The sequence below is a fragment of the Rheinheimera sp. B2H12 genome (assembly GCF_059620065.1).
The window spans coordinates 508,070-521,766 of sequence record NZ_CM184363.1 but is presented as its reverse complement, the minus strand read 5'-3'; the positions used below and the strand labels follow the sequence as shown (position 1 = coordinate 521,766).

Annotated in this window: 15 protein-coding genes; 10 read left to right on the top strand and 5 right to left on the bottom strand. The window is 51.6% G+C overall.

The annotated features are described in order from the left end of the window. The first annotated feature begins 168 nt into the window (after positions 1–168). The 6 genes from AC53GJ_RS02285 (at position 169) to rpoZ (ending at position 5,321) form a co-directional block, all read left to right on the top strand. Entirely contained in the window at positions 169–2,370 is a 2,202-nt protein-coding gene (locus tag AC53GJ_RS02285; protein ID WP_496730913.1) for a TonB-dependent siderophore receptor, read from the top strand. A gap of 16 nt (positions 2,371–2,386) precedes the next feature. Then, positions 2,387–3,022: a hypothetical protein gene (locus AC53GJ_RS02280; RefSeq protein ID WP_496730912.1), complete on the top strand. Its 636-nt coding sequence runs from the start codon at positions 2,387–2,389 to the stop codon at positions 3,020–3,022. A gap of 136 nt (positions 3,023–3,158) precedes the next feature. After that, a complete protein-coding gene (locus AC53GJ_RS02275) occupies positions 3,159–3,737 on the top strand; it encodes a hypothetical protein (protein WP_496730911.1) in 579 nt (192 codons plus the stop codon). A 48-nt stretch (positions 3,738–3,785) separates the two neighbouring features. Beyond that, the gene (locus tag AC53GJ_RS02270) at positions 3,786–4,265 is read left to right on the top strand and encodes a hotdog family protein (protein ID WP_496730910.1); all 480 of its coding nucleotides are present in this window, start codon (positions 3,786–3,788) and stop codon (positions 4,263–4,265) included. A gap of 102 nt (positions 4,266–4,367) precedes the next feature. Next, positions 4,368–4,991, top strand: a complete 624-nt coding sequence (gene gmk / locus AC53GJ_RS02265; RefSeq protein WP_496730909.1) for a guanylate kinase — start codon at positions 4,368–4,370, stop codon at positions 4,989–4,991. A gap of 54 nt (positions 4,992–5,045) precedes the next feature. Further along, a complete protein-coding gene (rpoZ, locus tag AC53GJ_RS02260) occupies positions 5,046–5,321 on the top strand; it encodes a DNA-directed RNA polymerase subunit omega (protein WP_496730908.1) in 276 nt (91 codons plus the stop codon). 122 nt (positions 5,322–5,443) lie between these two features. On the opposite strand, the gene AC53GJ_RS02255 is transcribed toward rpoZ, so the two are convergent. After that, positions 5,444–5,773: a hypothetical protein gene (locus AC53GJ_RS02255; protein ID WP_496730907.1), complete on the bottom strand. Its 330-nt coding sequence runs from the start codon at positions 5,771–5,773 to the stop codon at positions 5,444–5,446. A gap of 150 nt (positions 5,774–5,923) precedes the next feature. Then, the gene (locus tag AC53GJ_RS02250; RefSeq protein ID WP_496730906.1) at positions 5,924–6,097 is read right to left on the bottom strand and encodes a hypothetical protein; all 174 of its coding nucleotides are present in this window, start codon (positions 6,095–6,097) and stop codon (positions 5,924–5,926) included. Between the two features lie 268 nt (positions 6,098–6,365). Between AC53GJ_RS02250 and spoT the strand changes: the two genes are divergently transcribed. The 4 genes from spoT to recG all read left to right on the top strand — a co-directional run bounded on the left by spoT (position 6,366) and on the right by recG (position 11,955). Then, on the top strand, positions 6,366–8,480 hold the full coding sequence (gene spoT, locus AC53GJ_RS02245) for a bifunctional GTP diphosphokinase/guanosine-3',5'-bis pyrophosphate 3'-pyrophosphohydrolase (RefSeq protein WP_496730905.1): 2,115 nt from the start codon (positions 6,366–6,368) through the stop codon (positions 8,478–8,480). Positions 8,481–8,485: 5 nt separating this feature from the next. Then, positions 8,486–8,878, top strand: coding sequence for a RidA family protein (locus AC53GJ_RS02240; protein ID WP_496730904.1), 393 nt, complete (start codon positions 8,486–8,488; stop codon positions 8,876–8,878). Positions 8,879–8,981: 103 nt separating this feature from the next. Next, on the top strand, positions 8,982–9,761 hold the full coding sequence (locus AC53GJ_RS02235; RefSeq protein ID WP_496730903.1) for a substrate-binding periplasmic protein: 780 nt from the start codon (positions 8,982–8,984) through the stop codon (positions 9,759–9,761). Between the two features lie 112 nt (positions 9,762–9,873). Further along, positions 9,874–11,955: an ATP-dependent DNA helicase RecG gene (recG, locus tag AC53GJ_RS02230; protein ID WP_496730902.1), complete on the top strand. Its 2,082-nt coding sequence runs from the start codon at positions 9,874–9,876 to the stop codon at positions 11,953–11,955. 67 nt (positions 11,956–12,022) lie between these two features. Here the strand turns inward: recG and rarD are convergent, their stop codons facing one another. The 3 genes from rarD to AC53GJ_RS02215 all read right to left on the bottom strand — a co-directional run bounded on the left by rarD (position 12,023) and on the right by AC53GJ_RS02215 (position 13,684). Further along, positions 12,023–12,919, bottom strand: a complete 897-nt coding sequence (rarD, locus tag AC53GJ_RS02225) for an EamA family transporter RarD (RefSeq protein ID WP_496730901.1) — start codon at positions 12,917–12,919, stop codon at positions 12,023–12,025. Between the two features lie 94 nt (positions 12,920–13,013). Then, entirely contained in the window at positions 13,014–13,472 is a 459-nt protein-coding gene (locus AC53GJ_RS02220; protein WP_496730900.1) for a thioesterase family protein, read from the bottom strand. A gap of 35 nt (positions 13,473–13,507) precedes the next feature. Next, complete coding sequence (locus AC53GJ_RS02215) at positions 13,508–13,684, bottom strand: hypothetical protein (protein WP_496730899.1); 177 nt, start codon at positions 13,682–13,684, stop codon at positions 13,508–13,510. Positions 13,685–13,697: the final 13 nt, after the last annotated feature.

Here is a 13,697-nt window from a genome sequence, read left to right as displayed (position 1 = left end):
CCCGCATTGCTGCAGTCCGCCATACAGTCGTGATGGCGCGCAGAAAAACATAGACTGGCATAGAAAAATCAATATAATGATAACCATTCTCATTTACCTTAACGTACCGATTAAACTTAGCCTGCTGCTGCTTTTGTAGCAATACCGCTGATCACAAGGAGTTTTATCATGCCCGTTGCTGGCTCAGCCCGCCCCCGCTCGTTTAATGCTGTGCTATTGTTGCCATTGTGCCTGAGCCTGTTATCTGCTTCGCTGGCCGCGGCCACCACCCGTCACAGCAGACCAGTAACGGCGTCCACTGCCGACACTGAACATATCTCAGTGCGTGGCAGCTACACCGCATCTAGCATGAACAGCGCCACTGGCCTGGTGATGTCGCTCAAAGAAACGCCGCAAAGTGTCACCCTGGTGACAGCCCAGCTGATCAGCGATAAAAATCTGCACAGCATGGAGGCTGTGCTGAATCACACGCCGGGCGTCACTATGGTTGGGGATGCCTCGGAAAATAGTCAGATTTTTGTCCGCGGTTATGCGCTGGATACCGGGGTCCAGATTGATGGCCTGATCACCACTTCAGCCTCTCATGTCTACAGCGGCTCGATGGATCAGGGCTTAGATCCGGTGATCGCCGAACGGGTGGAAGTGCTCAAAGGCGCGGCTGGTATTTTAAGTGGTTTAGGTGAGCCGTCCGCCACCGTCAACTTTATCCGTAAAAGACCCAGCCGCGAGCAAAAGTTCAGCAGCAGCGCCAGTGTCGGCTCCTGGGACAGTTACCGGCTGAGCGCCGATGTCAGCTCAGCGCTGAACGAAACCGGCTCCGTCAAAGGCCGGGCTGTCGCCGCAGTCCAGCAGCAACATTCATTTGTTGACCGCTATCAGCGGCGCAGCCAGGTTTTTTATGGCGTGCTGGAAACCCATCTGGCCGAAGCCACTGAGTTGTCGTTGCTGGCGGATTATCAGCAAAATAATACCGATGGCGTGTTTAACTGGAACTCCAACCCGGCGTTCTACACCGATGGTAGTCCGGTTGAACTGGGTCGTCATTTTTCGACCTCGCAGCCCTGGACCTACTGGGATGTCAGTCAACATAGCCTGATGGCAGAGTTGAAACATCGGTTTAACAATGGCTGGTTGCTGTACAGCGCCTATCGGTTTGGTCACGCCACTATCGATGCACTGGCATTTTATCCGGGCGATTATATTGACAAAAGCAGCGGCGCTTTTGTCGGCGTTTGGGATAAAACCAATGCCGCTTTGCATGAACGGCTGTCGGACACTCATAGCTTTAACCTCTACAGCACTGGCGAATTCAGTTTATTTGGCCAGGATCACAGCGCTGTGGTTGGCTTTAATGCCGGCAAAAACCTGTTTGATAACCTGAACTACAACTCCGATACCGCAGATCCAAACCTGCGGATTTACCATCTGCGCGATGCTGGCAATTTCGAGCCCCCAGCCATCCCGACCAGCCCCAGTAATGGCCGGCGCAGCGAACAACGTCAGTCCGGTGTCTATGGCACAGTGCGGCTGACACTGGCAGAGCCGTTAAAACTGATGTTAGGTGGCCGGCTCAGCAATTGGTCCTATCAGGATCAGGATTTAATTGGCAGCACCAAGCCGGCCGGCCTCGACAACAGCGGTATTTTTATTCCTTATGTCGGCCTGGTGTACGATCTGACCGAGCAACTGGCACTTTACAGCAGCAAAACCGAAATTTTTAAACCAGGCAGCTATTTTGGCGCCGATGGCAACTTACTGCCACCCGCCGAAGGCAGCAATATTGAAGCTGGCGTTAAAGGTGCTTTTTTTGCCGGTGCACTGAATATGTCGGCCGCTATTTACCGCACGCAAAAAGACCGCGAACCGGAATTTGCCGGCCTGGGTCAGTTACCGAACGGCTACTGGATTTACCAAAGTGTGGATGGGATCACCACTGATGGTTATGAACTGGAACTGGCTGGTGCACTGACTGACGACCTGACGCTTAGCGGCGGTTACACCCGCAATACCGCTGAAGATAAACAAGGTCAGCTGCGGCAAACTTACTTGCCGGCTCAAGTGCTGAAACTGATGGCGAAATATGATTTATCCGCCACTGTGGCCGATCTGGATCTGGCCGTCAGTTGGCGCTGGCAAAGCGACAGTTATTACGAAGGCAGCATCCGGCTGACACCGCCGGTGCCTTACCGGCAGCAACAACCGGCTTATTCGCTGCTGGATCTGATGCTGAATTATCAGCTCAGTCCACAGCTCTCAATCCAGCTGAATCTGAATAATGTGCTGGATCAGCATTATTACCGCTCGATGTGGGGTTACGCCGATCACGGAGAACCGCGCAACGGCAACCTCACCCTGCGTTATGCACTTTAATCAACAAGGAACTCAAATGAAATCATCATTGATCGCCGCCGCTCTGCTTGGTCTATGCAGCCTGACTGCCACGGGCCATGAAGTCTGGCTGGAACGTGACGCCGCCGGAGCGGTACGGGTCTTTTTTGGTGAACCCGGCACTGAGCTGGAGCAAGGCGAAAGCCTGCTGCAGCTTAAAGACGCTATTCTGACGGAAGCAGGTAAAAACACTCAACTGGCGGTGAAAGTCCAACCAGACCATTTGCTGGTGCCAGCAGGTAGCAAGGATGTCAGTTTTTACGCCGACAGCGTCTGGCAACCCTGGCAAACCGAGGACGGTTTACAAGCCGGCATTTTATATGCCCGCACTGGTCAGCAGCATCAGGCGCCGCTGTTAGATTTCGAATTTACCCCGCTCAAGGCTGGTGGTGATGAATTTATGCTGAGCTTTCAAGGCAAACCGCTGGCAGGTCACAGTTTGCAACTATACAAACCTGGCTTCTGGTCGAAAACCTTTGTCACCGACAGCCAGGGTAAAATTAAGCTGCCCGCCACTGAGTCCGGCCAATATCTGCTGGTCAGCAGCTACACCAGTAAAGGCCCGCAGCAAGTGGCAAAACAGCAGGTACAAAGTGTGATGCATATCACCAGCACCAGTTTTGTCCGTCACTAACTGAATCAGCGCCACATCACAAGGACTCACAAGCCTGCTTGCGGTCCCTTGTGGTGTTTTTTTCTGCTCAGACTGGACAAACACTGCATCCTCAACAATATTTAATCACCTTTAATTCACTATAAATTTACACATCATGAAAAGCACCACCTTGCTCTGGCTGGGTTGTCAGATTGTGCTTGGGCTGATGCTGTTATTTTTTATCAGTCAAATTGCCGCGGTCGAACAGTTCAGCCAATCACAATGTCAGCAACTGAATGTTGAACTGACTGACTTGCGGGCGCAGCAACGCAGCGGGCTGCCTTTGCAGTTATCAGAGCGCATCAAAGCCAACGAACAACAACTCACCCAACAACTGCATTTTCACTGCGCCAGCCCAACAGCAGAGTCTGCAATGCTGGCCAAAGCCGGCCAGCGCCAACAGCATGCGAGCGGCTCGCACAGCAACAGCTTACCGCAGCGCCGCATCCGGCAGGCCATCGCAACTGCCGCACAGCCAGCGCGCCAACTGACATTTTCCAGTATCGTCAGTAAAGCCAAATATCAGGGCAAACAGTTACAAGCCTGGCTGGATTATTATCGGGAGCCTGGTTTTTGTTTTGGCGTCAGGTTAACCCATCTGATGGTGATTTGTACCGAGTTACGCCAGCAAGCACAGTTGGAATTTGAACAGCTGTGGCAACAACAAACCACAGGCACCTTGTCCGACCAGTAGCAGAGTGCTAAGCTCGGCTTTATTGAGACTTTGACAAGGCAATCCTGTATGACATCGTTAACCAAAGCCAATTTGGGGCTGTGGTGGTTTGGCTGGCGCTACATTCCACTGATTGGTTTTTGTACGCCACGCATTCGGCGAATGACCAGCACCAGTCTTGCCATCAGCATGCCACACAGTTGGCGAACCAAAAATCACCTCGGCAGCATCTATTTTGGTGCGTTGGCGATTGGCGCTGATCTGGCTGGTGCTTTTCTGGTGTTTAGCAAAGCAAAAGAGCTGGGTATCAACGCCAATTTTGCCTTTAAAGATGTGCAGGGTGAGTTTTTAAAACGACCAGAAGCCGAAGTCTGGTTTGAAAGTGATGACGGCGCGATGATTGACCAGATGCTGGCCGATTCACTGCAAAGTGGCCAACGTATTAACCAGACCGTCTCAGTGCGGATCACCTGCCCTTCACTGCACGGCGATGAAGTAATGGCCAGGTTTCAGCTGACCTTGTCAGTCAAAGCCAGCCGGAAAAAATAACAGCCGGCGGCATCAAGACAGAGCCGGCAGTATTTTTAAATTTGCAGCCGGCAGTCACTGCACGTAAAATTATTGCCTTTAGTTTTTCCCTCAGGTGTGCTGATGCAACATTTACCCGGTAATCTTTTTATTTTGTCAGCGCCAAGTGGCGCCGGTAAATCCAGTTTAATTCATGCCTTGCTGGGTCAGCACCAGGATATGCAACTGAGTGTTTCGCACACCACCCGCGCACCAAGACCGGGTGAAGTGGACGGGGTGCACTACCACTTCGTGTCAGTCGATGAATTTAAAGCATTGATTGCACAAGGCAACTTTTTAGAGTGGGCCGAGGTTTTTGGCAACTATTACGGCACTTCACGCACCGCCATTGAACAAGTACTGGCGCAGGGCCGTGATGTCTTTTTAGATATCGACTGGCAAGGTGCCCGCCAGATCAAAGCGCAAGTGCCTTCAGTGCGTGGCATTTTTATTCTGCCGCCAAGCGTGGCTGAATTAGAGCGCCGCTTAAATCAACGGGGTCAGGACAGCAAGGACGTAATCGCCAAACGGATGCAACAGGCACAAAGTGAAATTAGTCATGTCGATGAATATGACTACGTGCTGGTTAATGATGATTTCCAGCAATGTCTGCAGGATCTGCAGCATGTCGTGCTCAGTCACCGGCTGAGTCTAGTAAAACAGCAACAACGGCAGCAGGCTTTACTTGCCAGCCTGTTGGCGAATTAACCGAAATAGCGTAGACTATGCGGTCTTGTCAGAATTTGAATACCGGAGTGGTGAATGGCTCGCGTAACAGTTGAAGATGCAGTAAATAAAATTGGTAACCGTTTTGATCTGATCCTGGTTGCAGCGCGTCGCGCCCGCCAATTATCAGTCGAAGGCAAAGAGCCGATGGTTGATATCGAAAACGATAAATCAACAGTCGTAGCGCTACGGGAAATTGAAAAAGGCTATATCACAGCCGCTATCCTGGACCAACAGGAACGCCGCGATCAGCTGCAACAAGAAGCTTCAGAAATGGCCGCTGTTGCCGCCATTATCGGCACTGAGCAATAATCCATTGCCCGATAAAGCTGACTGCTGACAAACCGGCCCTCCAGGCCGGTTTGTTGTTTTACCTTATGCTTGATCACAAGCCGATGAGCGGACATTGCTGCAGCACAGGTGCAACCTGAAAATCAGGCCTTGCTTAAATGTAATCTTTCAATGGTCGGTCTGGATACCCCCCAAATAGCGGTGCTGCAACTATCTGCATAACCGGAAATCTTTCTTCCGGTTGTCATCGCCACCAGCAGCATACTGAATTTCTGCTCATTGCCCGGTGTACCATCAGCGCGGAGTAAATAAGGCTGCCCGGCGGCACATTTGCCAATGCCAGGATCAGGATTTAAATACACCGCAACATAATCGCCATGCTGTAATACATTGGTCACTTCGGCTTCCCATGCCAGACAGTGATTAGCACACAACATCGCCATAACAGGGAGCAACTTTTTCAGAATCATCATTTCACCACCATCGTACAATACCAAATCAACTTATTTCATCTGGTTAAAGATTGTAACTTAACTAGGGAAAAGAAAGCCAATTGTTAAACATAAAAACACAATTGCAACAGCCAGCTGACTCCCAGCAAATTTGTTGCATCTGCACAAATGTCAACCGAAATACCATAGCAATCCGGCGATCCCCACCAATAACACCAGCTTCAGTACCACCAGTATCAGCAGCGTTTTTGACTGTCGCACTGCTTGTAACAACGCGAGCTCTGTCCACATACCGGTGGCTAGCAACAAAAATGTTTTTAAGTCTTCACGTTTATGCTGCAGCATGTTGTCCCCCATGCATGCTTAAATACCACGCTTTGAGCAGCAATTGATGCCATATTGCTGCGTGACTGAGCAAGTCGCAGTTGTATGCAAATGTTTTCAGCAGGCAATATCGCCATTCATTCAGAGCAGCCAGTGCGGTTCAAGACCACAAAATTACCGCTTTCTTCACAAGCCACCCGCAGCCAAACATTGGCAACCAGCCAATTTCCACGTATATTTTCAACGATAGCGGGGCTAAACCTGACTTGTTGAAGCGGAGTTTGTTGCAGTGTATTTATTTGAAGGTCTGAAACAGCAGATCAGTGCTTATTTGCCAGCTGAGCAGGTTGCCATGGTGCAGCAAGCTTATTTACTGGCTCGGGATGCACACGCACCGCAAACCCGTTCCAGTGGCGAACCTTATATTACCCATCCGGTTGCAGTAGCCAGTATTCTGGCTGAGATGCGGATGGATCATGAAACCCTGATGGCGGCTTTGCTGCATGATGTGATTGAAGACACTGAATACAGCAAAGAAGATCTGGAACAGCGCTTTGGCAGCACTGTGGCGGAGCTGGTGCAGGGTGTGTCCAAACTCGATAAAGTAAAGTTTAAAGATATCAAAGAGTTTGAAGTCACCAATCTGCAGAAAATGTTTATGGCGATGACGCAGGATATCCGCGTCATTCTGATTAAACTCGCCGACCGCACGCACAATATGCGCACCATCGGCGCCTTAAAGCCAGAAAAACGCCGTCGTATCGCCAAAGAAACGCTGGAACTGTATGCCCCTATCGCCAACCGGCTGGGTATTCACAATATCAAAAACGAATTAGAAAACTGGGGTTTTCGCGCTTTGTACCCGATGCGCTATCGGGCGCTGGAAACCGCAGTGCGACAGGCGCGTGGTAATAGACGCGAAGTGATTGAAAAAATTCAGAATGAGATTGAAGCCCGCATCCGCCATGCCGGTATTCAGGCTGAAGTGTCAGGCCGGGAAAAACATCTGTACAGCATCTATCGCAAGATGAAAAGCAAAGAGCTGATGTTTAACGATGTGATGGATATCTATGGTTTCCGGGTGCTGGTCGACAGTGTCGATTCCTGTTACCGCGTGCTCGGTGTGGTGCATAACCTGTATAAACCTATTGAAATCCGTTTTAAAGATTACATCGCCATTCCAAAACAAAACGGCTATCAGTCTTTACATACTTCATTGATTGGCCCGCATGGTATCCCGGTCGAAATTCAGATGCGTACCCGTGAAATGGATGAGATGGCCGATAACGGCATTGCCGCCCACTGGATGTATAAAAAATCCGGTGAACAAGGCGATACCACAGCACAAATCCGTGCCCGGCGCTGGATGCAAAGTTTGCTGGAAATTCAGCAAAGCGCTGGCAACACTTATGAATTTGTCGAAAACGTCAAATCAGAACTGTACCCGGATGAACTCTATGTCTTTACGCCAAAAGGTAAAATTGTAGAATTGCCAATCGGTGCCAATGCCGTCGACTTTGCTTATGCGGTGCATACCGATATCGGTAACAAGTGTGTTGGTGCCCGGGTGGATCGCAAACCCTATCCACTGAGTAAACCGCTGGAAACCGGCCAGACGGTGGAGATTATCACCAGTACCGGTGGTAAACCCAACGCCAACTGGCTGAATAATGTAGTAACCAGCCGCGCCATTATGGGCATCCGTAATTACCTGAAAAAACAACAGCAAAGCGAAGCCATCGCCTTAGGTAAAAGACTGCTTAGTTCGGCTTTGGGCGAAGTGCCACTGGCCTCCATCGCATCGGAGCGGATTGAGCAAGTGCTGCAAAACAGCAAACAAAAAACGCTGGATGAGCTTTGTATTGATATTGGCCTGGGCAATCAGTTGCCTATTGCAGTCGCCCGCCGTTTACTCGGCGAATTTGATGAAGACAGTGCCACCGAGCAGGTGTTACCAGCCAGACCCAAGGCTTTTATTGTTGGCTCGGAAGGGATGCTCACCACATTCGCCAAATGTTGCCGTCCAATTCCGGGTGATGCCATTGCTGCGAGCGCATCACCAGGCAAAGGCCTGAACGTCCACCGCGCCGAATGTCGTAATATCCGCGGCTGGGAAAAAGAACCAGGCAAATATTTCCCGGTGCGCTGGGATAAAACCGGCGACAAACAATTTTTATGTGATATTCGTGTCTTTATTGTGAATAAACAAGGTATGCTGGCGAAACTGACCACAGTGATTGCCAGCCTGGACTCCAATATTCAGGATCTGGCCACCGATGACCGTGATACCGGCGATTATGTGATTAAAATCACCTTGTCGGTACGGGATCGGATCCACTTAGCCAATGTGATGCGCAAAATCCGTGTCACACCGGATGTACTGAAAGTTTATCGAAGGAAATAATCTTAATGTCGAAAGTTATTATCAACACGGCCCAAGCGCCAGCTGCCATCGGCACCTACAGTCAGGCGGTGAAAATTGGCACTACTGTGTATTTATCTGGTCAAATCCCATTGTCTCCAGTCAGTATGCAACTGGTGTCGGAAGATTTTGCCGAACAGGCTGAACAGGTATTCCAGAATCTGAGCGCGGTCTGCCAGGCGGCGGGCGGCAGTTTAAATGATATGGTGAAGGTGAATATTTTCCTGACCGATTTAAGCAAATTTGCCACCGTCAATGAAATCATGGCCCGTCATTTCAGCGCCCCTTACCCGGCAAGAGCCGCAGTCCAGGTCAGCGCCTTACCAAGAGCCAGTCAGATTGAAATTGATGGCGTGATGGAAGTGCCTTCAACCAACTAATTGCAGACGAGCAGAGTCACATGATGCTGACGTTCTTATGCTAAGTGCGCTGACAGTGCTACGCCACCATCGTCTGCAAGGGCTTTACAGGCCTTTGCAGTCGATGGCAGGCATCATACTCAGCTGGCTGTTGCTGTCGGGTTCGGTTCAAGCCGCCGACAAACCTGTTTTGCACTGGTGCCTTGATCATTTCCCACGTTTTCATGAATTTCACGGCCGCAATCCGCCGATCGGCCCTTCGGTCGATCTGATGCAGGAACTGGCACGGCGGGCTGATTTTGCCCTGGCTTACAGTAACCGCACCCCGGTGGCTCGCTGCTTTCGCCAGATCAGTACCGGTGAAGCCGATTTAATGGTCAATCTGAACCATACGGCAGAACGGGCACAACTGATGTATTTGCTGCCTTACAATGAAAATATTCCGGAGTCCTTGTATCTGCAGGCCAGCGATCAACGGCTGATTGATCAGTTTAGTCAGTTGTCGCAGCTGCGGTTGGTGACAGTCCGTAACTATACTTACAACCCCACGCTGATGACGCTATTAAAAAGCCAACGCCAGCATCTGGAAGTCGACAGTACGCTGGCAGGTTTTGAATTATTGCGCAAAGGCCGGGTCGATGGCCTGATAGTGCCGACCCAAAGCTCTTTGGAAGTGATCCGCAATAATCCGCAACTCCACTACAAATTTCGCAAAGCCGCGCTTAGTTTTAAATTTGCCGAGCGCCGCTATGTGCATATTGGTTTTTCCCGCCACAGTAAACATCCAGCCATGAAAACCAAGCTCGAACAAGCCATCAACAGCATGGTTGAGGATGGTACTGTGCAGCGCTTGTATCGGATCGAGCAGGAAAAAATTGGCCCGACTTTTCTGGCGGAACAATAAGCCTGTCGCTTTGCGAGCAGCAAAATGACGCCTGTACCAAGCGAAGACTTTGTTTTCATCGGTAATCCGTTATCATATGACTATCTGATGCCGTCAACACAGCGATCAACTTTTGCAACATACTCTGCTGGCCAACCTGGCTATTGCTCATCTGAAAGGGGTTGGCGCTAAAACCGCCGCTTTATTAGCCAAACTCGGGCTGGAGTCGGTACAGGATTTATTATTCCATTTGCCACTGCGTTATGAAGACCGAACCCGTATCTGCCCTATTGCGGATGCCTGGCCAGCCCAACAAGTATCGGTGCAGGGTATGGTGGTCAGCAGTGACATCATCTTTGGTAAAAGACGGAGTTGGGTGGTGGTACTGCAAGACGGTAGCGCCAGTATCACACTGCGGTTTTTCCATTTTAGCGCCGCGCAAAAAAATGCGGTGCTGCCTGGCGTGCAGCTCAGATGCTTTGGCGAAGTGAAACGCGGCATGCGCGGTGTTGAAATGCTGCATCCTGAGTATAAAATCGTCAAGGACGATGGGCCGGCTGAAGTGGCCGAAACCCTGACGCCAGTCTACCCCACCACTGAAGGTTTAAAACAAGCCAGTTGGCGCACACTGACCAGCCAAGCGCTGCAGGAACTGCAACGTTGTGCGCCGGAAGAATTGTTAGCGCCAGTGCTGACCCCACAAGCCTGGTCACTCAGTCAGGCACTGCTCTATTTGCACCGGCCGCCACCGGATGCGTCATTACAGCTGCTGGAAGCGGGTCAACATCCAGCGCAACAACGATTAATTTTTGAAGAATTAGTGGCGCAGCAACTCAGTATGCTACAGATCCGGGGGCAAAGCCGTAGCCAGCCGGCGCGGCCCTTTGCCGCGGATCAGCGCCTGAGTCCGGCGTTTTTACAAAGCCTGCCTTTTCAGCCGACCGGCGCCCAACAACGGGTAGTCAGCCAGATTTTACAAGACCTTGCCCAACCGACCCCAATGCTGCGGCTGGTGCAGGGCGATGTCGGCTCCGGCAAAACGCTGGTGGCGGCCTTGTCGGCGCTGCCGGTGATTGCAGCCGGTTGTCAGGTGGCGCTGATGGCTCCGACCGAGCTGCTGGCGGAGCAACATGCGGCCACCTTCCGTCGTTGGTTTGAACCCCTGGCTATCACAGTCGCCTGGCTGGGCGGCAAAACCAAAGGCAAAGCACGGGATGCGCAGTTGCAGCAGATCCAGGATGGCAGTGCTGGCTTGATTATCGGCACCCATGCATTGTTTCAACAGCAGGTGCAATTTGCCGCGCTGGCGCTGGTGATTATTGATGAACAGCACCGCTTTGGTGTGCATCAAAGGCTGGAACTACGGGAAAAAGGCAGCCACAGTGGCCAGTACCCACACCAGTTGGTGATGACTGCCACCCCGATCCCGCGCACATTGGCGATGACGGCTTATGCCGATCTGGATACCTCGGTGATCGACGAATTGCCGCCGGGCCGTACGCCAGTCACCACTGTGGTGATCCCGGACAGCCGGCGGGCAGAAGTGGTGGCCAGAGTGCGGCAAGGCGTACAGGAACAAGGCCGGCAAGCTTATTGGGTCTGTACCCTGATTGATGAATCAGACGTGTTGCAGTGCCAGGCGGCGGAAAACACCGCCGCCGAGCTGGCCATCGCATTACCAGAGTTAAAGATCGGCCTGGTGCATGGCCGGTTAAAGAGCAGTGAAAAACAAGCGGTAATGCAAGCCTTTAGCGCAGGCGAGATCCAATTATTAGTGGCGACCACTGTGATTGAAGTGGGCGTCGATGTACCCAACGCCAGCCTGATGATCATCGAAAATCCGGAGCGGCTCGGTCTGGCACAGTTACACCAGCTACGTGGCCGGGTCGGCCGTGGCAGCGCTATCAGTCATTGTGTGTTGTTGTATCATGCGCCTTTATCGCCAACAGCTCAGGCCAGACTCGCAGTCCTTAGAGAAAGTAATGATGGTTTTGTCATTGCGCAGCGCGATCTGGAGATCCGTGGCCCGGGCGAACTGCTGGGCACCCGCCAGACTGGCCTTGCCAGCTTTAAAATTGCCGATTTAAGCCGTGACAGCGCCTTGATAGCGCCAGCGCAGCAAGCGGCCGCCCGCTTATGGCAACTGGACCCACGCGCCTGCGAAGGCTTGATTAGGCGTTGGTTGGGCTATCGGGATATCTACGCCCAGGCTTAAAGCTGTGATTGGCTGCTTGCCGCAAAGCAGCAGCCTGAGCCAAACGAGTGCACAGAGTGCACCCGTATCACTGCCGGCGGCCTTGTCTTAATTGCCAGAAAGTATCCAGACTGTACACCAGCAAAGCGGTCCAAATAAGACCAAAGGTCAGCAAGCGCTCTGACGCCAGTGGCTCCTGATACAAAAACACGCCAAATACAAACATAAAACTCGGGCCTATATACTGGAAAAAGCCCATCGTTGACAGCTGCAACCGTCTGGCGGCGGCGATAAAACACAGCAGCGGAATGGTGGTAATAATACCGGCTGCCATCAAGGTCAGATTCAGACTGAGGCTGTTGGCCATTAAGTTGGCAGCGCCAGAATCAGCGACACTCCACCAATACCAGAGTGCCAACGGCAGCAACAATAACGACTCGACAAACAATCCACTGATGGCATCAACCGCCAGCTTTTTGCGAAATAAGCCATACAGGGCAAAACTGCCGGCAAGCACCAGCGCAATCCAGGGCAAAGAGCCAAAAGTCAGCAATTGGATCAGCACGCCAATCGCAGCGAGCGCGACCGCCGCCCATTGTAATTTACGCAGCCGTTCGCCTAAAAACAGCATGCCGAGCAGGACATTCAGCAGTGGATTGATGTAATAACCTAAACTGGCATCCAGCATATGGCCGTTATTAACCGCCCAGATAAATAGCCCCCAGTTACCGGCCAGCAATAACGCCGTCCCCAGCATGGCTGCCAGTAATTTAGGCTGGCGTAATACCGCCTGCACTTTGGGCCATTGTTGCAAGACAGTCAGAATGATGGCGAGTAATAAAAAAGACCAAACAATGCGGTGCAACAGAATTTCCATTGCCGGCACAAAAGCGAGTTGTTTGAAATAAAGCGGCGCAATGCCCCATAAGGTATAAGCACTGACGGCAAAACTGCCGCCAATTTTTTGTTCCCGACTTAACTGCATGACAAGCGCCTCCGGCGCAAAGCCGGGCCTGACTGTGCGGGCGCAAAGTCACCACAACCCGGCGGCTGTGAAAAGGCCGTTAGTGTAGCCTAACTCAGCCTACAAGATAAGTGCCGGTTCCCAGCGCAATATGCACGCCTTCTTCATTATGTAGCTCCATCCGGCAGACACAGACTTTGTTGCCAGCCCTAATCACCTGCGCTGTAGCGATAAATTGCTTGCCCCGGCCTGGCCTTAAATAATCACTGCGTAAATCGATGGTGCCGGTTTTGCCTAATTTTGCTGCCAGCGATGCCGGATCAATCTGCTCCAGTTTCTCCAGCGCGCAAGCCACGGCCATAATACCGCCCACCACATCCAGCACAGTGCTGATCACGCCACCATGCAAAATCTGCTGTACCGGGTTGCCGACTAACTCAGGCCGGAAATCAAACCGCACTTCCGCCTGCTCGGCGGTAAAAGCCGTGACCTGTAACCCAAGCAACTGATTAAACGGCATTTGCTGAAAAATATCAGCGATATAAGGCAATAAAGTTTCGGTATGTTGCACCATGACGCCTGCGTTAATGACTGGTAAGAGCAGTTAATTTAAGGATAAATAGCGGCGGTGTAAAGCGGCTTGCCGATCCAATGACGGTTATCCATGACATCGCCAAGCCGTCGGCAGCGGATGATATTGATTGAAACGAGCAGCCACTCAACAGTATCAATGGTAAAACCTAAGGCAGCGACAGCAGCCAACAGCGGGTTTGAGCCAGTCCGCATCTCACCCGCCATC